At 64.2% G+C, this 25812-nt stretch carries 29 protein-coding genes; 12 read left to right on the top strand and 17 right to left on the bottom strand.

What is annotated here, in order from left to right; genetic code table 11:
• Positions 1-51: 51 nt before the first annotated feature.
• Both L1277_RS05695 and L1277_RS05690 read right to left on the bottom strand, forming a co-directional pair.
• A complete protein-coding gene (locus tag L1277_RS05695; RefSeq protein ID WP_253375398.1) occupies positions 52-342 on the bottom strand; it encodes a DUF4287 domain-containing protein in 291 nt (96 codons plus the stop codon).
• Between the two features lie 43 nt (positions 343-385).
• Positions 386-1306: a LysR family transcriptional regulator gene (locus L1277_RS05690; RefSeq protein WP_253375397.1), complete on the bottom strand. Its 921-nt coding sequence runs from the start codon at positions 1304-1306 to the stop codon at positions 386-388.
• Positions 1307-1448: 142 nt separating this feature from the next.
• Between L1277_RS05690 and L1277_RS05685 the strand changes: the two genes are divergently transcribed.
• Both L1277_RS05685 and L1277_RS05680 read left to right on the top strand, forming a co-directional pair.
• Entirely contained in the window at positions 1449-2840 is a 1392-nt protein-coding gene (locus L1277_RS05685) for an MFS transporter (RefSeq protein ID WP_253375396.1), read from the top strand.
• A gap of 85 nt (positions 2841-2925) precedes the next feature.
• On the top strand, positions 2926-3729 hold the full coding sequence (locus tag L1277_RS05680; RefSeq protein WP_253375395.1) for a 3-hydroxybutyrate dehydrogenase: 804 nt from the start codon (positions 2926-2928) through the stop codon (positions 3727-3729).
• Positions 3730-3740: 11 nt separating this feature from the next.
• Here L1277_RS05680 and L1277_RS05675 read toward each other — a convergent pair whose 3' ends face one another.
• The gene (locus tag L1277_RS05675) at positions 3741-4463 is read right to left on the bottom strand and encodes an alpha/beta fold hydrolase (RefSeq protein ID WP_253375394.1); all 723 of its coding nucleotides are present in this window, start codon (positions 4461-4463) and stop codon (positions 3741-3743) included.
• Positions 4464-4517: 54 nt separating this feature from the next.
• The gene (locus L1277_RS05670; protein WP_253375393.1) at positions 4518-5021 is read right to left on the bottom strand and encodes a flavodoxin domain-containing protein; all 504 of its coding nucleotides are present in this window, start codon (positions 5019-5021) and stop codon (positions 4518-4520) included.
• A 227-nt stretch (positions 5022-5248) separates the two neighbouring features.
• Here L1277_RS05670 and L1277_RS05665 point away from each other — a divergent pair, with 227 nt between their 5' ends.
• Positions 5249-5749 (top strand): glutathione peroxidase, encoded by a 501-nt coding sequence (locus L1277_RS05665; RefSeq protein ID WP_253375392.1) that lies wholly within the window; start codon positions 5249-5251, stop codon positions 5747-5749.
• Here L1277_RS05665 and L1277_RS05660 read toward each other — a convergent pair.
• A complete protein-coding gene (locus tag L1277_RS05660; RefSeq protein WP_253375391.1) occupies positions 5742-6098 on the bottom strand; it encodes a hypothetical protein in 357 nt (118 codons plus the stop codon). The two genes, L1277_RS05665 and L1277_RS05660, sit on opposite strands and share 8 nt — an antisense overlap.
• 141 nt (positions 6099-6239) lie before the next feature.
• On the opposite strand from L1277_RS05660, the gene L1277_RS05655 reads away from it, so the two are divergent.
• Positions 6240-6557: a zf-TFIIB domain-containing protein gene (locus L1277_RS05655; RefSeq protein ID WP_253375390.1), complete on the top strand. Its 318-nt coding sequence runs from the start codon at positions 6240-6242 to the stop codon at positions 6555-6557.
• An 83-nt stretch (positions 6558-6640) separates the two neighbouring features.
• Here the strand turns inward: L1277_RS05655 and L1277_RS05650 are convergent, their stop codons facing one another.
• The 10 genes from L1277_RS05650 to L1277_RS05605 form a co-directional block, all read right to left on the bottom strand.
• Positions 6641-6964: a helix-turn-helix transcriptional regulator gene (locus L1277_RS05650; protein ID WP_253375389.1), complete on the bottom strand. Its 324-nt coding sequence runs from the start codon at positions 6962-6964 to the stop codon at positions 6641-6643.
• Positions 6964-7644 (bottom strand): SRPBCC family protein, encoded by a 681-nt coding sequence (locus L1277_RS05645; RefSeq protein ID WP_253375388.1) that lies wholly within the window; start codon positions 7642-7644, stop codon positions 6964-6966. Before L1277_RS05645 ends, L1277_RS05650 begins: the two co-directional genes overlap by 1 nt.
• A gap of 23 nt (positions 7645-7667) precedes the next feature.
• Positions 7668-8714, bottom strand: coding sequence for a glutathione S-transferase family protein (locus L1277_RS05640; RefSeq protein WP_253375387.1), 1047 nt, complete (start codon positions 8712-8714; stop codon positions 7668-7670).
• A 94-nt stretch (positions 8715-8808) separates the two neighbouring features.
• Complete coding sequence (locus tag L1277_RS05635) at positions 8809-10101, bottom strand: M18 family aminopeptidase (protein WP_253375386.1); 1293 nt, start codon at positions 10099-10101, stop codon at positions 8809-8811.
• A 33-nt stretch (positions 10102-10134) separates the two neighbouring features.
• Complete coding sequence (locus L1277_RS05630) at positions 10135-10887, bottom strand: SDR family NAD(P)-dependent oxidoreductase (protein ID WP_253375385.1); 753 nt, start codon at positions 10885-10887, stop codon at positions 10135-10137.
• A gap of 150 nt (positions 10888-11037) precedes the next feature.
• Positions 11038-12165 carry a Gfo/Idh/MocA family protein gene (locus L1277_RS05625; protein WP_253375384.1) on the bottom strand — a complete coding sequence of 376 codons (1128 nt, stop codon included), beginning with the start codon at positions 12163-12165 and terminating at the stop codon, positions 11038-11040.
• Positions 12166-12170: 5 nt separating this feature from the next.
• On the bottom strand, positions 12171-12950 hold the full coding sequence (locus L1277_RS05620) for a ThuA domain-containing protein (protein WP_253375383.1): 780 nt from the start codon (positions 12948-12950) through the stop codon (positions 12171-12173).
• Between the two features lie 71 nt (positions 12951-13021).
• Positions 13022-13774, bottom strand: coding sequence for a carbohydrate ABC transporter permease (locus tag L1277_RS05615; protein ID WP_253375908.1), 753 nt, complete (start codon positions 13772-13774; stop codon positions 13022-13024).
• Positions 13775-13895: 121 nt separating this feature from the next.
• On the bottom strand, positions 13896-14879 hold the full coding sequence (locus tag L1277_RS05610; protein ID WP_253375382.1) for a carbohydrate ABC transporter permease: 984 nt from the start codon (positions 14877-14879) through the stop codon (positions 13896-13898).
• A 46-nt stretch (positions 14880-14925) separates the two neighbouring features.
• The gene (locus tag L1277_RS05605) at positions 14926-16149 is read right to left on the bottom strand and encodes an ABC transporter substrate-binding protein (protein WP_253375381.1); all 1224 of its coding nucleotides are present in this window, start codon (positions 16147-16149) and stop codon (positions 14926-14928) included.
• Positions 16150-16306: 157 nt separating this feature from the next.
• Between L1277_RS05605 and L1277_RS05600 the strand changes: the two genes are divergently transcribed.
• Complete coding sequence (locus tag L1277_RS05600) at positions 16307-17434, top strand: LacI family DNA-binding transcriptional regulator (protein WP_253375380.1); 1128 nt, start codon at positions 16307-16309, stop codon at positions 17432-17434.
• On the opposite strand, the gene L1277_RS05595 is transcribed toward L1277_RS05600, so the two are convergent.
• Positions 17412-18164 (bottom strand): hypothetical protein, encoded by a 753-nt coding sequence (locus L1277_RS05595; protein WP_253375379.1) that lies wholly within the window; start codon positions 18162-18164, stop codon positions 17412-17414. The genes L1277_RS05600 and L1277_RS05595 overlap by 23 nt on opposite strands.
• A gap of 114 nt (positions 18165-18278) precedes the next feature.
• Between L1277_RS05595 and L1277_RS05590 the strand changes: the two genes are divergently transcribed.
• The 6 genes from L1277_RS05590 (at position 18279) to L1277_RS05565 (ending at position 22335) form a co-directional block, all read left to right on the top strand.
• Positions 18279-18935, top strand: a complete 657-nt coding sequence (locus L1277_RS05590; RefSeq protein ID WP_253375378.1) for a hypothetical protein — start codon at positions 18279-18281, stop codon at positions 18933-18935.
• Positions 18936-18950: 15 nt separating this feature from the next.
• On the top strand, positions 18951-19688 hold the full coding sequence (locus L1277_RS05585; RefSeq protein ID WP_253375377.1) for a hypothetical protein: 738 nt from the start codon (positions 18951-18953) through the stop codon (positions 19686-19688).
• A 100-nt stretch (positions 19689-19788) separates the two neighbouring features.
• Positions 19789-19965 carry a hypothetical protein gene (locus L1277_RS05580; protein WP_253375376.1) on the top strand — a complete coding sequence of 59 codons (177 nt, stop codon included), beginning with the start codon at positions 19789-19791 and terminating at the stop codon, positions 19963-19965.
• A gap of 43 nt (positions 19966-20008) precedes the next feature.
• Positions 20009-20515: a metallophosphoesterase gene (locus L1277_RS05575; protein ID WP_253375375.1), complete on the top strand. Its 507-nt coding sequence runs from the start codon at positions 20009-20011 to the stop codon at positions 20513-20515.
• An 80-nt stretch (positions 20516-20595) separates the two neighbouring features.
• Entirely contained in the window at positions 20596-21003 is a 408-nt protein-coding gene (locus tag L1277_RS05570; RefSeq protein ID WP_253375374.1) for a hypothetical protein, read from the top strand.
• A gap of 141 nt (positions 21004-21144) precedes the next feature.
• Positions 21145-22335, top strand: coding sequence for a MarP family serine protease (locus L1277_RS05565; RefSeq protein ID WP_253375373.1), 1191 nt, complete (start codon positions 21145-21147; stop codon positions 22333-22335).
• Positions 22336-22348: 13 nt separating this feature from the next.
• On the opposite strand, the gene L1277_RS05560 is transcribed toward L1277_RS05565, so the two are convergent.
• Positions 22349-22765: a hypothetical protein gene (locus tag L1277_RS05560; RefSeq protein ID WP_253375372.1), complete on the bottom strand. Its 417-nt coding sequence runs from the start codon at positions 22763-22765 to the stop codon at positions 22349-22351.
• A gap of 171 nt (positions 22766-22936) precedes the next feature.
• On the opposite strand from L1277_RS05560, the gene L1277_RS15705 reads away from it, so the two are divergent.
• The gene (locus L1277_RS15705) at positions 22937-25807 is read left to right on the top strand and encodes a helix-turn-helix transcriptional regulator (RefSeq protein WP_305884282.1); all 2871 of its coding nucleotides are present in this window, start codon (positions 22937-22939) and stop codon (positions 25805-25807) included.
• Positions 25808-25812: the final 5 nt, after the last annotated feature.

The raw sequence follows: 25812 nt of genomic DNA, 5'->3' as shown, positions 1-25812 counted from the left end.
GCGCAGCTCCCCTGAATTAGGACGACCCGCTGAGAGCCGCGGCAACGCGGTTTACGCGGGCTTGGTCGCCTTGCCGTCGAGCCAGAGCATGTCCGACTCGTCGCGATGGGTTCCGGTCGTCCCAACGAACTTCGCGTCGATCTGCGAACCCTTCTTAATGACGTGCACGAGCGCCATGCCGTGGCCCCTGCCCAGCCCGTAGTCCGTTCCCAACCACTCGAGAATCTCGCCTGCTTTGACGGACTCACCCTCGAAACCCTTGCTGTGAGCAATCTCGACGAGCTGGCGCGGCGTAAGCCCGGTCTTGTCCTCAATGGTGTCGAGGTATGCCTGAAAGGACATGGTCACTCCTCTTCGTTGGCTGTCACCGTAGCAAGTCAGCGACCTAGTCCGCACCCATCAGTTGCGGTTTGAACGCGGCGGCTCGCGCACGAAGCGCATCGGCGACGGCGGCAACGGCGGGCTGTCGAAGTGAATCGGGCCTCAACACCATCCAATACGGTAGTTCCTCACGGAAGTGCTCGGGCAGCAACCGCACAAGGTCGTCGTGCTGGTCGGCCATGAAGCACGGCAGAAATCCCACTCCAGCGCCTGCCCGGGTGGCTTCGACGTGCACAAAAACATTGGTCGACGTGAGCGCGTCCCTCATCCCCGGCACCAGCCGTCTCGGCATGTCGAGAGCGTCAACCTGCAGCATCGAATCGACAAAATAGACGAGCGGATGCTCCATTAACGCGGCAGGGGACGCGGGCGTGCCATGCTCCTCGAGCCACGCCTGGGAGGCGTACATCCCGAGAATGTACGACCCCAGCCGAATCGCTTCAGCCCGGTGCGCGTGCGGCTCTCCGACCACTACCTCAATGTCGAGTCCTGAGCGGTTTTGCAGAGCGGGACGCGTCACCGTGATGATTTCGACGTTGAGTTTGGGATGGCGGCGCTGCAACTCGGCGATCGCGGGAACGGCGATGTATGCGCTGAATCCGTCGGTCGCCGACATCCGCACAACACCGGACAGCCCGGCGGGAGTCCCGCTCGGTTCCGCCAACGCTGCGACGGCGGCTTCGACCCGTTCAGCGGCGGCGAAGACCTGTGTTCCCAGCTCCGTCAGCTCCCAGCCCCCTGCCGTTCGTGACAGCACACGACCGCCGAGATCGCGCTCCAGCGCGGCGATGCGACGCGAAATAGTGGTGTGGTTGATGCCCAGGTCATCCGCCGCGGTGGTGAAGCGACCGGTCCGGGCGACCGCCAGCAGGACAAGCAGGTCGTCGGGGTTCGGCGTGCGTGTCGGTGGTGGAGAGGCGGCCATGTCTGCAATTATGCACACGCGGTGTGTTGACTTGGTCATTGTGACCGCCTGAACCAGCGCGAATACTCGATACAGCCGCGCTCCTCCCCGGATGCGGCGCGCCGGAACCGTTCGTGTCAGTGCAGACACAAAGGAGAAGACAATGAGTGTTCCCAGCCCAGCCGTTTCCACACGGAGAGGCGAGCCCACCGAGAAGTCCGGGCTGAAAAAGATCGTCGCCGCATCCATGGTCGGCACCGTCGTCGAGTGGTACGAATTCTTCCTTTACGCCACCGCGGCGAGCCTGGTGTTTGGCGCGTTCTTCTTTCCGAACGCTGGTAGCCAGCTGGACGGCATCATTGCTGCCTTCCTGACCTACGCCGTTGGTTTCATCGCTCGCCCGCTTGGCGGGATCGTCTTCGGCCAGATCGGCGACAAACTGGGCCGCAAACACACCCTGCAGGTGACGATCATTCTCGTCGGTGTCGCCACGTTCCTGATGGGTTGCCTCCCCGGGTTCGACTCCATCGGGTATTGGGCACCGGCGCTCCTCGTGATCCTGCGCTTCATTCAGGGCTTCGCCGTCGGCGGCGAGTGGGGCGGAGCCGTCCTGCTCGTTGCCGAGCACAGCCCCAACAAGTCCCGGGGATTCTGGTCCAGCTGGCCTCAAGCCGCTGTTCCGGTCGGAAACCTCCTCGCCACCCTCGTGCTCCTCACCACCTCATGGATCCTGCCGGAAGACCAGTTCATGAGCTGGGGCTGGCGTATCGCGTTCTGGCTCTCCGCCGTGATCGTTGTCATTGGCTACTACATCCGCACGCACGTCTCCGAAGCACCGATCTTCCTCGAGGCTCGCGCCCAGGTTGAGGCGGAGAAGGCCATCAGCTACGGCGTCGGCGAGGTCGTCAGGAAGTACCCGCGCGGTGTGCTCAGCGCCATGGGCCTCCGCTTCGCCGAGAACATCCTGTACTACATCATCGTCAGCTTCTCAATTGTCTATCTGGTCACCGTGCACCAGTACGACACCAGCCAGCTTTTGCTCGCCCTCCTCATCGCGCACGTCGTGCACTTCCTCGTCATCCCGCAGGTGGGTCGCCTCTCGGACCGTTTCGGCCGCAAGCCGGTCTACCTCGCCGGAGCGATCCTCGGCGCAACCTGGGCGTTCTTCGCATTCCCGATGTTTGACACCCTCAACCCGGTGCTCATCGTTGCTGCCATCACTATCGGACTCTGCTTCCATGCCCTGATGTACGCTGGCCAGCCCGCAATCATGGCCGAGATGTTCCCAACCCGGATGCGTTACTCGGGTGTCTCCCTCGGTTACCAGGTCACCTCGATCCTCGCGGGATCGCTCGCCCCCATCATCGCAACGGCCCTGCTTCAGCGCTTCGAGTCGTGGGTACCCGTGGCGATCTACCTCATTATCGCCTGCGCCATCACGGCTGTGGCCGTGATCACACTCAAGGAAACCCGTGGAGCTTCACTGTTCGAGGTCGACGCCGAGGACGCTCGCAAGCACGGTCTCGAACCGGTGACCGTGCCCACCGAGAAGTAGGACGGGCGCGTTTCCGATCGACGACCTCAGCGCCGACCGGAACGTGCCCGAAGCATCCGCAATTGAACTTCGTGAAGGACTCTCGATGACCGACATTCCCAACCCCGCGCCCGATACGGTGTCGTTCCCCCGGCCGCTCGCCGGCAAACGGGCGCTCGTCACCGGCGGCGCCAGCGGGATCGGCGCAGCTGTCGCTCGAACGCTGGCGGACCGCGGTGCTCACGTCGTGATCGCCGACCGCGACCGCGACGCCGCCGAGCAGCTGAGCAAGGAGATCTCCGGCTCCAGCTGGGTGGTCGACTTTCTGGACCCGAGTGCCGTCTCGGATGCCGCGCTCGCTCCAGCACTCGACGGAATCGACATCCTTGTGAACAACGCGGGCATCCAGAAGGTGAGCCCGATCGAGGAATTCGACCCGGCGGACTTCCGCCGCATCCTGACGCTCATGCTCGAGGTGCCGTTCCTCCTCATCCGGGCAGCACTTCCGAGCATGTACGCACAGGGGTTCGGCCGGATCATCAACGTGTCGAGTGTGCACGGGCTGCGGGCGTCGCCATTCAAGAGTGCCTACGTGACCGCGAAACACGGGCTCGAAGGGCTCTCCAAGGTCACGGCCCTTGAGGGCGGCGAGCACGGGGTGACGAGTAACTGCGTCAACCCGGGTTATGTGCGCACTCCCCTGGTCGAGAAACAGATTGCGGATCAGGCCGTGGTGCACGGCATCCCGGAGGACGAGGTGCTGTCGAAGATCATGCTCACCGAGAGCGCGATCAAACGCCTGGTGGAGCCGGCCGAGGTTGCGTCGCTGATCGGCTGGCTGGCGTCACCCGACGCCGCAATGGTGACCGGCGCGAGCTACACGATGGACGGCGGCTGGTCGGCGCGGTAGCCGATCATCTCTCAGACCGAGGCGGTTGCCTCCCGGTAGCCGTCGAGCAGCGCTGCCGTGAACTCGGCCGGACGCACGACACTGACCATGTGACTCGCGCCCGGCACCGTCACCAGACGAGCGTTTCGAGTTGCCGCGAGGTAACGGCGAGCGTGTGCGCGCACGTGGTCGAACCGACCGTTGACGAAGAGCACGGGAACGTCAATCTCGGCGAGGCGTTCGACCGGGCGCAGTGTCAGCAACGAGAGCAGCACGTCGTCCATCACCTCGAGCGCGACACCACCCGAAATCACGTCGGTGGCGCCGGGCTGCGGCACAAACAGTCGCACGGTGAAGTCGTTCAGGGCGCGCCCCCGGTCCGGGAACGCGTGGATCCCCTTCGCCAGAGCGCGCCAGGTGTGCATCACGATCGGATGCGGCACGGTCGCGCACGCGGCGGCGAGCAGTCCGGCGACCCTCCCCGGGTTTCGCGCGACCCATTCGATGGCGAGATAGCCGCCGAGCGAAAACCCCACGAGATAGGGCTGATTTCCGGATGCCTCGGCGGCCGACACTGCATCATCGATCGATTGCAGCGCCGCCTCGAGGGTGAAACGTTCGCCGATGCGCGTGCCATGGCCGGGCAGGTCAATCGCGATGGCCGGAATGCCGTGTGCGGTGAGCTCCTCGACCTGGTGCCGCCAGAGTGTCGCCGATGTGCGGAGACCGTGGACGAAGATGACGGGAGCGGGCATGCTCCTCATCCTAGATTCGCCTGAGGCGCGCGAACCTCCTCGGCTCGAGGGGCGTCAGCGGGCTACCGTCGACACGACCGCGTCCACCCACCCTGCAGCGCGGGCCAGTTCACCGTCCAAGAGTGGCCCTTCGTAACCATGCACCCGAAAGGTCTCCTGCTTTACCATCGTCTCAAAACCGAGCGATCGCAGTTCATGTCTCATCGCTTTCGCCGCCGAGCCGGGCAACCTCGGCGAGTCCACGCGGGTGTCGAAGGCGATGGCGGCAATCGGCGTGCTGGGCCGCTCCAGTTGATCAAGCCACTCCCGGATTCCGCGGGCGGGCTGGTGGGGTGCCGCGTGTTTGGTGACAGCCTCGGCACGGGTTGCGGGGCGCGTCATGGAGAAGGCGTGCGTCGGTCCGCCAACAACAACGAGGTCGTACCCGTCGACGGTTGCCGGTGCTGCATCGGAATCCACCACGTCGACCGTCGCTGTCGATCCCAGCCTGTCCGCAATTGCCCGGGCAACCTGTCCCGTGTTGCCCCAGAGGGATTCGTAGACCACAAGTGCGCGCACGGTATTTCCTTTGTCAGTGAGAGGTGTTCCCTCAGCCCTTCTGCAAGTCTGCGCGGCGGCTCGTCGATGTCAAGGAATCCAAGAATCGGCAGTGCCCCAGCTCTGAGCACCCTATGACGCATCGGCGGGAGCCCCGGCGTGCACCTCCCACATACCCATGCAACCAAACATGCAGGAACTGCAAGAAGACGCAGCCAACCTCCAGCCTCCGGTCGTACTCTCAAGCCATGAGCATCCGCGATATTCCTCTCACCACGATCTCCGGCGCCACCACGACCCTGGCAGAGCACGCCGACAAGGTGGTTCTCGTCGTCAACGTCGCCTCGAAGTGCGGCCTTGCGCCGCAGTACGACACCCTCGAGGCGATGTACCAGAAGTACCGGGACCGCGGCTTCATCGTCCTGGGATTCCCGAGCAACCAGTTCTTCCAAGAGCCCGGCGACGGCGAGGCACTCGAAGAGGCGTGCCGCATTAACCACGGCGTCACCTTCCCCCTGTTCGAGAAGACTAAGGTGAACGGCAAGGGCGCTCACCCGCTCTACGAGGAGCTGACGAAGACTCCTGATGCAAACGGCAAGGCCGGCAAGGTGAAGTGGAACTTTGAGAAGTTCGTCATCACTCCCGATGACACCGTGCACCGCTTTCGACCGACGACGGTTCCCGACGCTCCCGAGATTATCTCGGTGATCGAGGATTCACTGGCGCCAGCGGCCTCATCGGCTAGTTAGGCGCTGGAGTCGCTCCAACACCGCACGCCTCGAAGAGATCATTAACCGCCTCGCTCGGAACCTGGTCGCCCCCACCGGTGATGGTGGTGAGTGGAGTCAGAATGTCGGTAGCGATCCCAGCCGCCTCGGCCGCGGAGAGAAGACCTACAAGAACGTCGCGGTCCTGATCGCTGACCCGACCGTCGTCAATCGTGGTGCAGATCTGGTTCTGCAGCTCACGTGCGGCGGCCTCTCCGGCCGAAGACGCAGCTTGCCCCGCAATGTCGGAAGCGGCATCACCAACGGCACTGCACCCCGCAAGCACAACGAAAAACGGCAGGGCGACGAGCGGGACGATTCGACGGAGCATGCCTCGAGCCTACGGTGACCTCCGTTGCGATTCTGAGAAATGCATCGATGCCAGCAAACGCGATCACAGGACACCAGGTGCTCTCAGGATGAGCCGGAACTCCCCTCCTAGGATGGGCACAAACGCGTCTTGGAGGACATCATGAAGTGCCCAACCGATTCAGCCACTCTCGTCATGAGCGAGCGCAGCGGCGTCGAAATCGACTACTGCCCCGAGTGCCGCGGAGTGTGGCTCGACCGTGGCGAGCTCGACAAGATCATTGAGCGAGCCGAGAACGAGTTCACGAAGAGCGCGCCGGCAGCACCCGCCCCGCAGTACTCGCAGAACCCGCGCCCACGCTCGCCTCAGTATGGTGAGCGCGGCGACAACGACTGGCGCGATAACGATCGGCGCTATGACGAGCGCGACGGGTATCGCAAGTCTAAGAAGGAAAGCTGGATCGCCGACCTCTTCGGCTAGGACCTGGTTCGGTCCACATTGGCCGCCTCAGAAGAACGGATGCCGTCACGCACGATTGCGGGACGTCATCCGTCTTCGATTTTTCATTGATGTCGTTGCCCGCGGGCAATCTCGGTGCCCAGCGCATCCAGTCGCTGCGTCCAGAAGCCGCGGAAATGCTCGAGCCACTCGTCGACGGCGTGCAGCGGCTCGGCGTCGATCGCGTAGATGCGCCGCCGACCATCGGCGCGCACGGTGGTGAACCCATGCTCCCGCAGCACCTTAAGGTGTTGCGAGACGGCGGGCTGGCTGATGCCGAACTCTGCGCTGATCAGGGCGACGAGGTCACCGGCTGGTCGCTCGCCATCGGCGAGCAGTTCAAGTAGCCGACGGCGCACCGGATCGCCGAGGATATCGAAGGCGTGCACTACCCGGCGACGCCCTCGGCGGGGTCCGGGCCGACACCGGTGTATGCGGCCAGGCACCGGGCGGCCGCGGCGTCGGCATCGACCTTCTTCTCGCCTGCCGCAATGCTGGCGTCGCGCCAGGCGTCGCTGCTGCGGGTCATGAAGCGAATCCCATCTTCGGACTCCACCCAAGCCATCGCCTCGGCGGGCTCCATGCTGGCACCGGTCGAGAGGTGCAGGGCGAGGCCGAGGAGCATGGAGTCCCAGCCAATGCCGAGGGCACCGGGGCCGAACTGTTTCCAGTCGGCGTCGTCGACGAGTGCAGAGTGCTCGACCTCGAGGGTGGCCGACGACTCGTCGCCGGTGAGGCGAGCCGTGACCCAGCTGACGTCCCCGCCGTACTCCCAGGTGATGGCGAGGGTATGTGGCTTGGCGCACTCGAGAATGTCGCCGCCCGCGTTGCCCTCGAGCTGGTAGCTCCCCCCGAGTTTCAAGTCGCCGGTGATGGGCATGAGCCAGCGCGAGATGCGGTCGCCGGTGGTGATGGCGTTCCAGAGATCGGCCTGGCTCGTGGGGTAAGTCTGCGAGATGGTCATCACTCGCCCGTTTTCACCGTCAATTTCGCGACGGCTCAGCTTTCGGGTGACCGCGTCGATTTGGGCGCCGGTTGCCTCTGTCAGTTCTGATGAATTGGTGTCCATAGGGACAACGTATCAGGCGGCACTTATATGTGCAAGGGGTTCGTTTTGGCGCCGAAAGCCTCCGGAACGCGCTCCGCAGGCAACGGCGGTCCGGGCGGAGTCCCGTCACCAAACGGACGTCCGCCGAGCGATTCACGACCGTGCGCAGTGAGCCAGCCCGAAGCATCCGGTCCCTTCGGAACGATGCCGGTGGGATTGATGTCGGTGTGGACGAGGTAATAGTGCTGCTTGATCTGCTCGAAGTCGATGGTGTCGCCGAATCCGGGGGTCTGGAAGAGGTCACGGGCGTACGCCCAGAGCACCGGCATCTCGGTGAGCTTGTTGCGGTTGCACTTGAAGTGACCGTGGTAGACGGCATCGAAGCGGGCGAGCGTCGTGAACAGGCGGACGTCGGCCTCGGTGATCGTGTCGCCAACGAGGTAGCGCTGATTCTCGAGCCGGTCGCTGAGCCAGTCGAGCCGGTCGAACAGGCGGTCGTACGCCTTCTCGTATGCCTCCCGCGAGCCGGCGAATCCGGCACGGTAGACCCCGTTGTTCACGTCACGGAAGACGAGATCGTTGACCTGATCAATCTCGGCGCGGAGGTGCTCGGGGTAGAGGTCGGGAGCGCCGTCACGGTGAAACTCGGTCCACTCGGTTTCGAAGTCCAGAGTGATCTGCGGGAAGTTGTTTGTGACGACTTTGCCCGAGGAGACGTCGACGATCGCCGGAACGGTGATGCCTCGCGGGTAGTCGGCGAACCGCCGGAAGTAGGCGTCCTGCAACCAGTGGATGCCGAGAACGGGGTCGAGCCCGTCCGGATCAAGGTCGAAGGTCCAGCTGCGGGCGTCGTGGGTGGGGCCGGGTAACCCCAAAGAGATCGCCTCCTCGAGGCCGAGCAACCGGCGGACGATGGCGGTGCGGTTGGCCCACGGGCAGGCGCGCGCCGCGACGAGGCGATAGCGGCCAGCCTCGACCGGCCAGCCGTCGCGACCGTCACGGGTGATCCGGTCCTCGATGTAGTTCGTGTCTCGGGTGTACTCCTCACCCGGTTCGACGTAGCTGCCTGGCGTGGTCTGCTCGGTGGTCATGAATCCAGCCTAAGCAGGTGAGCCGAACGGCACCTCGGGCTTGCGTGAGCCGGATCCATGCGCGACCATCGCGCATCGAGGTGACACCGGCCGATCAGGCTCCGGCGAAGAACGACCCGATGGCCCGCGACAGCCCGACCAGGTCGTTCACGTGCGCGAGTTCGCGAGCCGAGTGCATCGAGAGCAGCGGCACCCCGACGTCGAGCACCTTGATGCCGAGCCGGGTTGCGGTCAGCGGGCCGATCGTTGAGCCGCACGGCACAGTGTTGTTCGAGACGAACTCGGAGTACGAGACGTCCACCGCCGCGCAGGCTCGGGCCCACAGCGCCGCACCGGCGGCGTCGGTCGCGTAGCGCTGGTTGGCGTTGATCTTGAGCAACGGGCCCGAGCCCATCACCGGAGCGTTCACCGGGTCGTGCTTTTCCGGGTAGTTCGGGTGCACCGAGTGGCCCGCGTCGGCGGACAGGCACCACGACTCGGCATACGCCCGCAGCTTGTCCGACACCGTCGCGCCGAGCCCGGCGCCGATTCGAGACAGCACATCGTCGAGCATCGGACCCGAGGCGCCGGATCGAGAGTTCGAGCCGAGCTCTTCGTGGTCGAAAGCCGCGAGCACGTTGATCTGGGCAGCGTCGTCCGGCGCATCGAGCAGAGCGATGAGTCCGGCGTACACCGAGGAGAGGTTGTCCATTCTCCCGGCCGCGAAGAACCCATTCCCCAAGCCAAATCGGCGTGGCTCCTGGGTGTCAGCGGTCAGCACGTCGTAGCCAGCGACGTCCCAGCCGTCGATCCCGGCGATTTTGGCCAGATGGCCGATCAGGTCGGCCTGGCTCGCGTCACCCACACCGAAAACAGGTGTGGTGTGGCGCTGCCGGTCGAGCGTCAGCCCGCTGTTCGCATCCCGGTCCAGGTGAATGGCGAGTTGCGGGATCCGCAGGAAAGGCCCGGTCCGCACGAGATACTCGCGGCCATCACGGGTGACCAGCCGCCCCGCCAGTTCGAGTTCACGGTCGAGCCAGGAGTTGACGAGCGGCCCACCGTAGATCTCAACGCCGGCCTGTAGCCAACCGTGCGATCCGATGGTCGGTTTCGGCTTGAGCTTGAAGCCGGGCGAGTCGGTGTGCGCACCTAAAATTCGAAAAGGCGTTGTCGAAACGGATGCCTTGGGCTGGCTCCACGCGATCACCGCTCCGTCTCGAACGACGTAGCGTTTTCCTGCCCCGGTCGGCCAGTCCTCCGACTCGTTGAGCCGCGTGAAACCCTCACCATCGAGCCTTCGGGCCACCTCGGCGGCCGCGTGATACGACGACGGGCTCGCGGCGATGAACCGACCGAAGTCCTCGATGTAGTCGGCGACGGATTCGGTTCGGGCGGGCGCGTTCGTCATGGTTCCATCCAATCACGCGCCCGCCGATCGCGATTACTGGGCTGTGTAGCCACCGTCGACAAGATACTGCGAGCCGGTCACGAACGACGCGTCGTCCGAGAGCAGGAAGAGCACGACCTTGGCGACTTCCTCCGAAGCACCCAGTCGTCCGATCGGGTGCTTGGCGACCAGTCCGTTGTATGCCTCCTCAGGCATACCCTGAAGCAGTGGGGTGTCGATGTAACCCGGGTGTACCGAGTTGATCCGGATGCCCTGATCCGCGTAGCTGATCGCCGCGGCCTTGGTCATTCCGGCGACGCCGTGCTTGGCGGCGACATACGGCAGCGCGTTGGCGTCACCGACGACTCCGAGAATGGACGACGTGTTGACGATCGCTCCCCCGCCGGCGGCGAGAATCGCGGGTACCTCGAAGTGCATTCCGTAGAAGACGGAGTCGAGGTTGACTCCCATCAGCGCGCGGTATCCGGCGATGTCGATGTCGGCAACGGGTCCCTGCGGGCCGCCGATTCCGGCGTTGTTGAAAGCGAGGTGCAGGCCGCCGTAGGTGTCGACCGCCTTCTCGACAACCGCCTTCACGTCATCGGCATTCGAGACGTCACCGGCGATGGCAACGGCTGTCCCGCCGGCTGCCGTGATCTCGTCAACGACGGACTGCGCCACCTCGAGCTTCAGGTCATTGATGACGACACTCGCGCCCTCAGCGGCCAGCGCTGTCGCGACGGCCTTGCCGATTCCCGAGCCGCCACCGGTGACGACAGCGATCTTTCCTGCAAACTTCTCAGCCATGATTTCTCCTTGACGCCCGCGAGGGGCACATCGAAGGCCGGCCCGAACGACCGGTCACTTAAGCCAACAAGAACCGGTCAGTTTTATTCGTTTTCATGAATGTTTCGAAAACGGATGCTTTCTGTCCGCAGTAAGGCGCCTCCGTCGCGCTCACCCCAACGGGGACCCCCATTGCTCGAGCGCATCCCTCACATCGGTGCGAGCCTCGGTTCGTACCGCGTCGACGTATGCCGCCTCCAGCACGTCGGCGATCCGGACCTTCGCGCCCGTGGACGACGAGAGCACGGCGGCTTCCACCATCGCCAGGCTGTAGACATTGGAGTGCACCTCGCCCGATGGCACGACGCCCGTGCGAAGCGCGGCCACAAATTCGGCAAGCGCCCCGGCAATTTCCTCGGCCTCGCCGCTGTCGACATCAGACGTTACCGACCCACCGGGGGTTCCGGACGGGTCCGAGGCCGCCACCCGCTCGACGACCGGGTCGCCCTCGCCGTCCCAGCGCACAGATCCTCCCGCAGCATTCGCGCGCCAACTGCCGTTCCACGATGTTTCGAGCCCGTCAGCACACCAGCTGCCCGTGTAGACGTACCGGGTGCCACCCTCAAACTCGAATACCGCGGTCGCTGCGGCGTCGCCGGAGTACCAGCTCCAGCCGGGATTGAACTCCTCGCAATAGACCGACACCGGGTCTCGATCGAGCAGATACCGCACGGCGTCAAACTGATGGATCGCCATGTCGACGAGCAGCACGTGTTCCATCTCCTCACGGAATCCGCCGAAGTGCGGCGCTTTGAAGAACTCCGTCGTGACCACCCCGACCTCACCGAGCCGCGCGAGGTCCGCGCGGAACGCGGCGAGCGTGCGGTAGTAACGGCGAGACTGGCTGATCATCAGCAATTGCCCACTGACCTCCGCGGCCGCGGCGAGGGCCAGCCCCTGGGCGACGGTGGGCGCGACCGGCTTTTCGCACAGAACGGGCAGTCCGGCAAAGAGCGCCTCAACGTTCACCGGGTGATGCGCCGCCGGGATGGTGACATTCACGACCGCCTGTGCTTTCGAGGCGGTCGCGACCTCAGTGAGGTTGGTGCCGACGATGACACCGTGAAGCCCAGCCTCTTCCAGAGCGGTCTCCGCTGCTGCCACATTGAGGTCGACGAGACCGACCAGCTCAACGTCTGGCGACTGGGTCAACACGCGAATCCAGTTACGGCCCATCCCCCCGGCGCCAACCTGCACCACGCGGATCGGCTGGTTCCCGCCGATCACAGGAAACGACACTGCGCTCAATTGGCCATCGCTCCCTGATAGCCGTGACCGTTGTAGAAGTCCTCGGTTTCGTACCGCAACAGTTCCGGATCCGTACGCTCAGGCCGCACGGTCACCGCCCACTCCACGCCATTCGCGATCACCCGACGCACTTCCTTCTGGTGGTAGACCGGGTAATCCTGGTCGCCGGGGCTGAAGAAGAAGATCTTGCCGAAGCCGCGCTTGTAGGTCATACCGCTGCGGAACACCTCTCCCCCACTGAATGTCGAAAGGAAGATGAGCTCGTCCGGTGCGGGCACGTCGAAGAACTCGCCGTACATTTCCTGCTGGGGAATGATGAACGGGTGTGGGACCCCTTGGGTGATCGGGTGCGTGGGATCAACGGTCCACACGAGTTCGCGATCCTGCTCCGACCGCCAGCGCAGCGTGCACGAGGTGCCCATGAGCTTGCCGAAAATCTTCGACCAGTGCCCCGAGTGCAGCACGAGGAGTCCCATTCCGGCCAGAACGTGCCTGTGTACCCGGTCGACAACCTCGTCGCTGACCTCGCCGTGCGCAGCGTGACCCCACCACACGAGCACGTCAGTGTTCCGAAGCACCTCGTCAGTGAGGCCGTGCTCCGGGTCATCGAGGGTCACTGTGGTGACCGAGGCCGCAGAGCCGAGGTTCTCCTCAATCCCCTCTCGGATGGTGTTGTGCATACCATCCGGATAAATTTCGGCGATTTCGGGCTGCTCTTGCTCGTGGCGATTCTCGCCCCAAACAACGACGCGGATCGGAGAGGTGGTGTTCGACATGGATGTTTCCTTACCTGTGTGAAGTGAATGAAAAGAAGAGCGGATGCCGGCGAGCGGCGAACGCACGCGGCCTATTTCACAGCGCCGCCGGTTGCCCCCGCTGCGATGTACTTCTGGGCGAGAATGAGCAGCACGATCGCCGGGACCGACGACAGCACGGCGGTCGCCATCACCGCGCTCCAGTTCGAAACCTGGGTTCCGAGGTACTGGTAGATGCCCAGCGTCACCGGCCGCACCTCATCCGTTGTCGTCAGGGTCAACGCGAAGAGGAAGTCGCTCCATGAGAACAGGAACGCGAAGAGGCCAGCCGTGATGAGCGAATTTCGACTGATGGGGACGACGATCGACACGAATGCGCGCACCAGGCCGGCGCCGTCTACGCGCGCCGCTTCCACGATCGACGGCGGAATACCGATCATGAACGCGCGAAGGATGAGGATCGCGAAGGGAATGGCGTGTGACGCGTCGGCGAGGATCAGCCCGGGAATCGAGTTGAGCAGGCCGAGGTCGTTGTACGCGGCGTAGAGCGCGTTGGCGATGACGATGCCCGGGATCATCTGGGAAATGATGATGGCCAACAGCGCAACGTTGATCCATCGAAAGCGGAATTGCGCCAGGGCGTATGCGGCCGGAGCAGCGATAAGCAGGCTGAGAACGACGGTGCCGAGCGAGATGATCAGGCTCGTCACGAGGTTGCCGCCCTGATCGGCGATCGCCTTTTCGTACCCGGCGAAGCTCGGGTTGAACGGGAAGATGTCGGCGGTCAGTGTGTTGCCGGACGGCTGCAGTGACGCGTTGATCATCCAGTAAACCGGAAACAGCATGATCGCCAGGAAGACGATACCGAGGGCGGTGTATCCGGCGGACCGGGTGTTCTGTTTCTGTCGGCGGCGGCTGGCTGCCGCGTGCGGCAGGACAACGGGGACGATGGCCATGTCCGGCTCCTTACTCGTCGACCTGGCGCCGATTGGCGCGGAGGTAGATGATCGCGAACAACAGGGAGATGAGAATGAGGATGTTGCTGAACGCGGCGCCGACACCGAACTCGAAGTTCACGAACGACTCCTGGTAGGAGCGAATCGCGAGCGTCTGCGTCGCGTTCGCTGGCCCACCGTTGGTGAGACCGAGAATGATGTCCAGCACCTTGAGCGTGTAAACCACGCCGAGCAGCAGCACCACGCTGACGACCGGGCGCAGGTTGGGCCAGGTGATGTGCCAGAACGCCTTCCACCCGGTGGCTCCGTCGAGCGCCCCGGCTTCGTACAGTTCGTCCGGAATGTCCTGCAAACCGCCGTAGAGAATCGTCACGTTGAACGGAATCCCGACCCAGATGTTGACCAGAATCACGGCGGTCAGCGCGACGGACGGGCTGGTCAGCCAGGGCACCGAGTCGAGCCCGAAGGTGCCGAGGAATCGGTTGAGGATTCCGCTGTCCTGGTCGAGGATCGACCGCCAGGTCGCGCTCGCCACGATGAGCGGAAGCAGCCAGGGAAGAAGCAGCATCGACCGGAGGAAATTGCTGAGCGGGAATCGGCGCTTGAAGAACGCGGCGAGCGCGAGCCCGATGACGAACTGACCGATGATCGAACCGATGGTGAAGAGCGCGGTGTTCGTCAACGACGGCCAGAACAGGTTGCTCGACACCACGGTGATGTAGTTGTCGAGGCCCACCCAGGGCGCCTCACCCGTGAAGAACGTCTTGGTTGTGTAGTCCTGGAGGCTCATCACGACGTTTTTGACGATGGGGTAGCCAAAGAACAAGACGATGTACAGCGCCGCTGGAACGACAAAGAGGACCTTGGTGATGTTCTCTTTCGAGAACTGCCGCCGCAGCCGACGGCGTTTCTCGCTGGGGGGCAGGGTGCTCCGACGGGGCGCGCCCTCGCGCTCGGCCGGAGCCGATTCGCTGGGAAGACGTGTCAGTGACATCTGTAAACCTTTCAGAGCTCGCGTCGAAACACCCTGCCGAGGCGGGTTAGCCAGCCGATGCTTGAGCGAATGCGTCCTCGACCGATGCCTGGCCGGTCAGCGCAAGTTGGATCGCCGTGTAAATGACGGTCGCGGCTTCGGGCCACTCCTCGCCGAGTTGGCCGGTGCGCGAGCGTGCATTTGCGACCTGTTCGGTGAACGCCTCCATGGTGGGAACCGCCTCCACGTACTCGTCAGCCAGTGCCGTCTTGGTGGGCACCGTGAACCGCTGGGTGGCGAGCTCAAGCTGGTTGTCATCACTCGAGATGCACTCGACGAACGACGCGGCCTTTCCCTGCTTCTCATCGTTTCCGGTCACCGGTACTGTCCACACCTCGCCGCCGAGCGGGGCAATGGGCGTCTGGCCGATCTCGTTCACGGGAACCTGCACGGCGCCCCACTTCACGTCGGGGCTTTCGGCCAGAGCCGGGATCTGCCACGGGCCGTTGATCATCATCGCGGCCTTTCCCGCAACGAACTGATCCTTCACGTCGGCCTGCGACCAGTTGAGGACGCTCTTCGACGACGCTCCGCTGTCAACAAGGTCGACCCACAACTGCAGTGCTTCGGCGACCTCGGGGGTTTCCAGTTCGGTTTCGTCGCCGCCGTTGGTCCACATGAAGGGAAGGAACTGCCAGCTGCCCTCGTAGGTGGCGATGGCGGAGAAGGCGAGCCCATACTGGTCCCCCGTCGTCAGTGCCGACGCGGCCGTCTTGAGCTCGTCCCACGTTGTGGGCGGCTGGATTCCCGCTGCCGCCAGCAAATCTTCGTTATAGAACAGGCCGAGGGTGTTGACGGTGGGGGCCAGTCCGTAGACCTCGTCTTCGTAGGTGGCCGCGTCGAGGATGCCCTCGGCGAAGCCAGAGGTGTCAATGTCGTAGTCGCTGAGCGGCGAGAGTCCGCCGGTTGCGGCGATCTCCTGCAAGTCAGGGTTGTCGAGCATCAGCACATCCGGCAGCGTCTTCGAGGACGAGCGCTGCAGGACCTTCTGAATGAGGTCTTTGCCCGGAACCGTTTCGCGCTTGACCTTCACATCGAGCGCTTCGGCGCATTTGTCGATGGCCGCCTGAATGAGCGTCTTGTCGGGCTCGTTGTTGTAATAGTCGAGGACGGTGAGGGTGTCGGGGTCCCCTCCCGATTTAGCGCCTCCCCCACCGCTGCCGCAGGCAGTGAGTGCGAGAGGAGTGATCGCGGCGATTGCCAGCAACGTGGTTAGTCTGCGTTTCTTCATGAGTGGCTCCCTTGCCAATGTCGGGACGTCGATGTTCCGGTAAAGCGCTTAACTGAGAAGGTGTTCCACCGATTCTGTGCCCCTTGAGCGAGGGTGTCAAGAGAAAAGTTAAGCGCTTTACCAGATCGTGACCCATGACCGGAGACAGCGTCGGTTTGTGCAAGACTTCGAGTCGAGTGTGCTCGAGGACGAGCGCGCGGGATTTGGCTCGGAAGGAAGCATCGTGGCCACCATGCAGGATGTCGCCCGTTTGGCGAACGTGTCGATCGCCACGGTGTCGTTTACCGTCAACAACAGCAAGCCCGTCTCGCCGGCCACGCGTGCCCGGGTCGAAGCGGCGATGCAGGAGCTTGGATTCCGTCGCAACGCGGTAGGAAGGGCTCTCGCCAGCAAGCGAACACACATCCTCGCCCTGCTCTATCCCGCTCTGCAGCACCGCTTCCGGGGAACCGTTGTTGACTTCTTCACGAGTGCGGCCAGCACGGCAAGTGAGCACGGCTACAACCTGGTGTTGTGGCCGGCCGGCAACGACGCGGAACTCGATGAGCTCACGTCGACCGGGCTCGTGGACGGCGTGCTTCTGATGGAGGTGCAGGTTGACGACCCACGGGTGGATCAGCTGCAGAAGTCGAACACCCCGTTCGCGCTGATCGGACGCACCGCCGATCCGTCCGCTCTCGACTACGTCGACATCGACTTCGAAAACACCGTGGCCCAGGCCGTCGACCACTTCGTCGGCCTGGGCCACACCTCCATCGGTCTGCTTGACGGTGGCGTCGGTCGGGGGGCGCTACGCGGTTACGGGCCGGTTGTCCGGATCCGCCAGGCCTATCAGGACGAGATGACCAAGCGCGGCCTGACGTCCTTTATGGCCACCTGCGACGAAAACCCCGCCGCGGGCCGGGCCGCAGCACCAGCTCTTCTGGAGGGAGCACCCGATCTGACGGCGCTTCTGCTGATGAATGAGCACGCAGGTCCCGGGCTCGTCACAGGGCTGCACCGACTCGGCATCAGCGTGCCCGAGGACCTCTCGATCCTCTCACTCGCGTCCTCGCGAGAGATGGCCGCCATGACGGAACCTGAACTCACCGTGATGAGCGCACCGAGCGTCGAGTTGGGGCGTCGGGGCGTCGAGCTGCTGATCGGGCAGCTCGACGGGACAGACGACCACGAACGCCAGTCGCTCGTGATGTGTGCGTTTGAGCCGGGAAAGTCAACGGCAGCACCGCGAGCCATCACCGCCGAGCGCGGTCGGTCCGCGGTCAGGACGAACGAAGCGCGGTGAAATCCGGGTGGCGCTTGAGCGCCGACTCGCCCGCACTACCCCAGACCGCGAGAACGGCGATCGACTCGGCATGCTCACACAGGATGAGCATGGGGGCACCGGCGCGAACCCTCAACACCACGGCACCGGGAACGAGGTGCACGGCCTCGATGTCGGCGTAGGGAACGTCGATGGTCTCCTCGCCGCGGCGGACGAGGAAGCGGCGGTCTGTTGAGGCAAACTCCACCTCGTCGAGTGATGCCCAGGCCGCGCTCGAGCGGTTGGGACGCTGCGTATCCGGAGAGCCAGTCACGGAAGACGCCAACGCTCGGGCCGACGAGGTGAGCGATCGCGTACTCGGGGCGGACTGCCGGTGCCGGCCAACGACCGCGGACTGGGAGAGGAAGATCAGCTCCGTGGCATCCGTTCGAATATTTTTCGACGTCGTGGTTTGCGGAAGGAGTCCGTGCGACAGCGCCCACAGCAGTTCGCTGCCCTGTCGAATACCGGCACTGGGCGGCGCGGCGGTTTCCCTCGCCTGCATCCGCCTGGCGTGCAGAGCCCGGATCACAAAGAACAGGCAGATGGCCGGGACAATGATGGCGAGGGCAAGTGCCGTCTCGGAAATGAACCACGCCACCGTTGAGGCCGGCGCGAGCGATTCTTCGGTCGCGACCCAGACGGAACCAAAGCCCAGAAGCGCCACGATGCCGATGAGGAGGGGCACCACCGGGCGCTGTCTGCGGGTCACGTTCCTAATCTACGGCTAGCGCCCTCACTCAGGAGCAGGGCAATTCGCAACCCCTTGCGCCTCTCACCGGCCGGGGCCTTGACTTGTGGCAGCACTCCAGAGAGGACATCGATCATGAGCATTCCCGCAGACCGGGATCGCGACGGGCGCACAGAGGCCTACGATCGCGACACCGCACCACAAACCCACGGTGCCGTTCCGGCTGAATCACAGAAGTCGTATCGCGAGAATGTGATTGAGCGCGAGAAGGAACGCTTCGGCGGAATGAAGTTCGGCTCTGCCTTCTTCGGCTGGCTCACCGCAATGGGACTCACTGTCATCCTGACCGCGCTGGTCGCGGCAATCGTGGTCGGAGTCTCCGGCGGCGTCGAAGATGCCGCAGAGAGCACGCTCAGCACACAGTTGGGCGGAGTGTTCGTTTACGCCATCGTCGTTCTGGTCATTCTCTTTATCGCCTACTACTGCGGCGGGTATGTCGCAGGGCGCATGGCCCGGTTCAGCGGAGCGAAGCAGGGAATCGCGGTGTGGATCTGGGCGATCGTGATTGCCATTGTGCTCGCCATCCTCGGCGCGGTTGCGGGCAGCCAGTTCAACGTGCTCGCCGACCTCAACACGTTCCCCCGCATTCCGACCGGAGCAGACGAGTTGACGGCGGGTGGAATCATCACCGCGATCCTCGCTCTGATCGTCGCTCTCGGCGCTGCCGTTCTGGGTGGGCTCGCCGGAATGCGTTTCCACCGTCGAGTCGACCGAGCCGGTCTCGGCCGCTAACCGTCAGGAGAAGACATGCTTGATTCACGCGACATCGGCGGCCTCCAGGGCGCCCCGGTGCACGGCCCAGACAACGAGAAGATCGGGACGGTGCACCAGGTGTTCGTCGACGCGGTCACCGGTGCTCCCAACTGGATCACTCTCAAAACCGGGTTCCTCGGTCGGCACGAAATCTTTGCACCGCTCGCCAACGCGACGTGGGACGGCGAAATCATCCACACTGAGCACGACAAGAACGCACTCCTCGCGGCGCCGCGCCTTAACGCCGATGAGGGACTGAGCCCGCACAACGAGGAAGCGCTCAATCGTCACTTCGGGATCAGCGACGTGGACACCGATGGGGGAACGGCTCGCCCGTCGGACGAGTATCCCGAGCGCCCCGAACTGATGGAACGCGCGGCCGCGCAGGAGCGCGATGAACGGGCCGCTCAGGATTCGGCGAGCGATCGGCGGGACGACGGAGCAACCGGCGAACACGCGGCGACGACCGTGGAGCGCGGAGCGCGCGACGACGACTCGGGTGACTTACGGCGTGACCGTGCGGGTCTCGATGAGATCGACACCGACCGGGACGCGCACGCCGACGCGACACCTTCCGGGACGGACAGTGGCTACCCGGCGACCGATGACGGGCACCGAGATGCTCGGGAAAACGCGGGAAATCCGCTCTCCGGCGGGCTGAACGGCAACGTTCCTGAGGGTGACCAGTCCTCGTCGGGACCACGGCACGCCAAACCTAACCCCGCGCTGTAGGCCACTCGAGAATCGTCACCTCACCGGTGCCATTGCGCCCGGATCCCCCTGCCGACAGCGACCCTCAGGGTCATCGCTTATATATCGGAAACGGAATGTCATGATTGCAGCCGGAGAGAACAGGGACGAGCCAGAGATCACGGACGCGCAGAATCCGGTCAGCGACGAGGCCGCTGAGGCGCGCCGGCGGGAACGGCTCCAAGCTCGCGAAGACGAAGCGATCGAGGCGGAACATATCGACAATTTCCTCGCGGGTGGCTCGTACGATGAGTTCTGACCACCAGATCGACTGTGGGGAACGACTTTGACACAATCGCCCTATGCCCACGCGCCTGCTGCTTCTTGCTGACACTCACGTCCCCACACGAGCACGCGAACTTCCCGCCCAGGTCTGGGACGCCATCGACGCAGCCGATGTCGTGTTTCACGCGGGAGACTGGGTCAGCGAGACACTCTTGGACCAGATTGAGGAGCGTGCCACGCGACTCATCGGCGTGTACGGCAACAATGACGGCGAAGCCCTGCAGCGCCGGCTGCCGCGGGTCGCTCAGGCGGTAATCGATGGCATCCGTTTTGCGATGATTCACGAAACCGGAGTTGCGAAAAATCGCGAGGTTCGGGCGGACGCCCAGTTTCCGGACGAAGATGTGCTCGTCTTTGGGCACAGCCACATTCCGTGGGACACGACGAGTGCGAATGGGCTGCGGCTTCTCAACCCAGGTTCGCCCACCGATCGGCGTCGACAGCCGGTGTGCACCTACCTGACGGCCATCGCCGACGACGGAGCGTTGCGAGACGTGTCACTCGTACCCGTCGTGCGAGCATAGGCCAAATGCCCCGGTTCGCAACCCCTTGAGGTCAGGTCAGCAGCCGCCTTAGCGTGGGTAGCCCCGACGATTGGAGAATCATGAGCGATGCAGACACCACCGGTCCCACCGACGACACTTCGGTTGCGGACCAGAACCCGGCAACGGATGGCCTGACCTCCGAGGGCGGCGTGTGGGGGGTTGGTGATCCGAAGGATGAGGATGTTCTCGCCAAGGAGACCGTCGCTAACGACGCCGTTGCCGGTGAGCCGGTTGAACAGGACGCCGCGTTCCTCGACGTCGACGAAGCCGATGTGGAGACGTCGCTGTCTGGCGACTCGATGGACTCCGAGAACGACCAGCACCTCTTCAGCAACACGCACGGTGAAGTTGAACCGGGGAGCGACAACCAGGACACAACAACGTCGCAGTTGACCGATGCCATGGACAGCGACGCTCTCGCGTCGAGCGAAGCGCCAGCCACCGACACAACCGGTTCTGAGAGCTAGGCTCCCGCCGTCGATTCGCGACCTGCCGCTCCCTTCGGGGAGCGGCAGGTCGCCGTCGTTATGCCGCCCGTCGGCCGGCGCAACCCGACGGGTCCGGTCAGATGCCCCACCTAGAATGAATCGGACACGGCGGGAGGCCCCTTGGACGCAGCAACATTTGGTGCAATCGCGCTCGACATCGTGCTGCTTCTCGTTGTGCTTGGCGCCTTCATCCAGGGCTACAGCCGCGGCTTGTTTCGGATCGTCGGCGGCATTGCCGGCATGATCGCCGGGGGAGTGGCGGCCTTCTTCGTGTTGCCACTCATCGCCACCTGGTTGCCGGAGTGGCGGGTGCTCGCTTCGATCGTCGCCGCCGTGTTGCTCATCAGCATCGGCTACACGATCGGTATTGCGCTCGGGAACCTGATCCGTCGACCGCTGCACAAGACCCCGCTCAAGCTGCTCGACAAACTCATCGGAGCAATCGCGAACACTGCGGTCGCCCTTGTCGTCATTTCGCTGCTCGCCTTCAGCGCGCAGGCGCTCGGCGCACCCGTGCTCAGCCAGGCCATGGCGTCGTCGACGGCACTGCGGACGCTCGACAGGCTCATGCCCGCGCCGGTCGAGTCGTTCCTCGCGCAGGTGCGCACGACGGTCATGAATGACGGGCTACCTCGCGTCCTCGACGCAGTCGGCGTACCGCAAACCTCACCGGACCTACCCGCTGTCCAACTGGACTCTCCGGCGCTGACGCAGGCAGCTGCATCCGTTGTTCGAATCACCGGCAACGCACCGTCGTGCGGGACGGGTCGCGTCGGCAGTGGATTCGTCGTCTCGGACGACCGCGTGGTGACCAATGCCCACGTGCTGGCCGGCGTGACCGAGCTCGTCGTTGAAGCGCCGGGTGAGATGCCGAGGTCGGGCCGGATTGTCTACTTCGACCCTGTGGATGACCTCGCGGTGATCGAGGTGCCCGGACTCGACGCCGCGGCGCTGCCGATGTCGCCGACACTCGCGCCGGGCTCCGAGGCCGCGGTGATGGGTTACCCGTTCGGAGGCCCATTCACGGCAGGATCGGCCAGCGTCATTGCGCAAGGGCCGACGCTCGTTCCTGACATCTACGGCAGCAATCCGGCACAGCGGCAGGTATATACCCTGGCCGCCAACGTGCAGCAGGGGAATTCCGGCGGCCCGCTCCTGGCGACGGATGGCTCGGTTGCCGGTGTCATCTTCGCCAAGTCGGATGTCACGGAGAACGTTGGCTATGCCATCACCATGGAGGAGGTGCTTCCGGTCATTGCCCAAGCGCCATCCCTGACGAACCCGGTCGGGACCGGAGCCTGCACTCGCTAGTTGTCACCACGCGTCAGCGAAAATCGCCGGAACCGATCCGCTGGATCCCTGACACGTGAGTGGGAACGACCAGCGGTATGAATGCCGGCGCTCGAACACCGGCTCCGGTGAGGTTGTCACACTTCACGAACTGATCGCCGATCCGCTGGAGGGAGCAACTCGTCGAGACGTTCACGGTGAACGTCGACGGTGAGGGCGGAGCGGACGCCGCTGCGCCCGTTGACAGGGCAGCCACCCCCGCACCGACCAGAAGAGCACCGGCTGCGGCGGTGAGAACAAGACGACCACGTGGAGTGAACATGGGGTGCACTTTCTTTGTCGAGCCCGGCAGCGCCACCACGATCGCGGTGACGAGAATAAACCGGTGGGAGCCGGCAGATCCCATGAGGAAAAGATCGAGCCGGCCCCGCACCTGATCTGTGTTGAGCATCCTCCCCGTCCCGTCGAGGCCACATCGGATGTATCCCCTCAGAACAAGGCGCGGAACCCTGAGATCCGCCGTCGGCGACCCGGGACGTGAGGACAAAACCGGTGGGCTGGCGCGTCAGGAAAACTCCCGGAAGGGCTCGGCATCGCACGGCTTCGGTGGGACACTGGGGCAATGGAGGTGCGGGGTGGCGTACCAGGGTCGGTCCTCGTCGGTCGTGATGCGGAACTGGCGATCCTCAGCGCCCAGCTTGAGCGAGCGAGCGCAGGCAATGCTGTCACTCTCCTGGTGGTCGGTGATCCCGGAGTAGGCAAGACAGCGCTGGTGCGATCGGTCAAGAATCTCACCGGTACCATCACCGAGCTTTATGGCACCTGCCTCCCCCTCACGTCGCTCAGCGTTCCCTTTCTTGCTTTGCGTTCTGCGGTGCGCAATCTCGGCCCGGACGACGGACCGCCGCCCCCGCGGGTCTCCGACACCACCCCGAACGTGCCGGTTCTGATTGACGCCTGGCTGGATGAACTCTGCGCTATCCGTCCGGTCGTTCTCACGATCGACGATCTGCAGTGGGCGGATCAAAGCACCCTGGATGTCCTGATGTATCTCATCGCGGGTCAGGCCCGTCGGGCGTTAGCGATCGTGTGCACCATTCGCACTGATGATTCAAATTTGCGGTTGCAGCGCTGGCTCGCGGATATCCGGCGATTGCCCGACATCACCGAGATCGTCCTGAAACCGCTCGACCGGGTCGCGACCGGAGAGCAGATGGCCAGGCTTTTTGACCTCACTCCGCATCAGTCGCTTGTCGAAGAGGTGTATTCGCATACCCAGGGCAATGCCTACCTCACGCGGCTGGTCGTTTCGGGTCTCTCTCCGGACTCGAGGCACATTCGACCGGACTTTCCCGCCGATTTGCGGTCGGCCGTCCTTCAGACCTGGCGTCAGCTCTCGACCGAGGCACGTCGGCTCACAGAGATCCTCGCAATCAACGGCGGCCCCATCACCGCCGACGACCTTGAGGCGGTCTCCGGGGTGGACGACGTCGTGCCGCTCCTAAGCGAAGCCGTGGATGCGGGCACGATTGATGCGTCGCCGAGCGGTACGTATTGGTTTCACCACCCCCTGATTGCCGAAGTACTGGAACGGTCGATTGCTCCCGACTCACGACGGCGGTGGCATTCCCGGTTCGCTGAGCACTACGAACGCCAGCTCGCCGACAACGCCGGCCGAATTGAAGTGCTTGTCGCAATTGCGGATCACCACGACCGCGCCGGACACGCGGCCGATGCACTCGACTGGGCCCTGCAGGCGGCAGCGGAGGCCGGTGAAACCGGTGGACGCCCCGAGATGCTGCGCCTCTTGCACCGCGCCGTTGATCTCAGACGAAGCCTTCCTGACGCTCCGGTGAGTGTGCACGATCTGCTGGTTCGACTCCGTTCCGCGGCGAACACCGCCGGCGCCCAGGAGCAAGAACTCGTCGCGGTGGAACAGTCGCTTGAGGACCCGGCGCTCCCTCCGTTGGAGCGGGCGGAGTTGATCGTGCGACGCATGCATCTCAGGTTCTCCACTGGACGTGATTTCCTTTCCATCGTCGACGGTGAGGCGGCGGTCGCTGCGGCCTCAGCCGACCCATCCAGCTGGCAGTACGCATTCGCCTTGGCCGAACTCGCTCACGCGGAACTCTGGGCCGGAATCGCCGATGCTCCTGCGCGAGCCGCGGAGGCCCTCACGTACGCCATTCGCAACAGTGAACCTCGGGCCCTCTCGTATGCCTACACGGCTATGTCTATGGCCAGCTTGTCTGAGGGTCGCAACGAGGAGGCTTTTCAGTACGCCGCGCGCGGGCTCGAGGAAGCCGTGAAAGCGCTGGATTGGTGGGGGTATGTTCACGCGGCCCTCTGGGAGGGAAACGGTCTGGAGACATGGACGGCTCCCGTCTTCGCCGACCACCTGCGTGCGCGGCGTGAGCAACTCGTGACCTTGGGCGCGCCACATACATACATCGCGTTTCTCTCGGCGGCTGAATCGTCATCCCGACTGGCGTTCGGTGATTGGGCGGCGGCCCTGGAACGGGTTCGGTTTGTGCTGGGTTCCGACCCGGGGCCTTCCACCGACGCGAGTGCGCGGCTGACCGCGGCCCGCCTCTCAGCCTGGCAGGGGCGAACGGCAGAGGCGCAGTCTCACCTGGATCGCGCCGATGAGCTCCTCCGGGACCGGAGTGGCTTTCTGGCGTTCGCATTCGATGCGGTTCGATCGGAAGTCGCCCTGGCTCACGGGGACAATGCTCGCGCGTACGATGCCGCGATGGCTGGAGCAACCTCGCCGGGGATACCACCGACCATGTGCGAGTGGCTCATGCCTCTCGCCGCTTCAGCGTTGGCGAATCTCCTCCAGGAACGCAGGGACGCGGGACAGGACACGACGGATTTGATCGAGCGGCTGGACGGTCTCGTCACGGAGTTCCCGACGATCATTCGAGATATCGGCGGGCCGTCTGAGATCTATGATCGCCAATGCGCCGCGCTCGATGCTCTCTACCAGGTTGAGATTGTTCGAGCTTGGGGACATTCCGACAGCGGCATGCAGTGGGCCAGTGTGGCGGACGCCCTCGCCGGTGCGCTCCTCCCCTGGGAGGAAACGTACAGCTGCTGGCGCGCTGCCGAGGCACTTCTTACCCGCGGTCACTCTCATCGAGAGCAGGCTGCAGCCCTTCTCCGGCGTGGATACGACCTGAGTGAACGACTTCGATGCGAACCGCTGCGCGCGCTGCTGGCGTCTCTCGCCGAGACGGCACGCATTCCACTTGGCCGGGTGGACCAGGCCCCGCCGGCGCGGCTGGTGCCCTATAGCCTGACCCCGCGCGAGCGGGAGATTCTCGATCACGTCATTGCGGGTCGCACCTACGCCGAGATTGCGCGCGCACTCGTGATCAGCGAAAAGACGGTGAGTTCACATATCTCGAACCTGCTGCGAAAAACAGGAACGGCGAACCGGGTCGATTTGGCCCGATTCGCCGTGCGTGCACTGGGATCTCCCGAGAGCTGAGCGCT

The organism is Okibacterium sp. HSC-33S16 (genome assembly GCF_024171565.1).
In the GTDB taxonomy this organism is placed as follows: Bacteria; Actinomycetota; Actinomycetes; order Actinomycetales; family Microbacteriaceae; genus Mycetocola_A.
The sequence above is the reverse complement of the archived record's forward strand: the minus strand, read 5'-3'. Positions and strand labels throughout refer to the sequence as shown.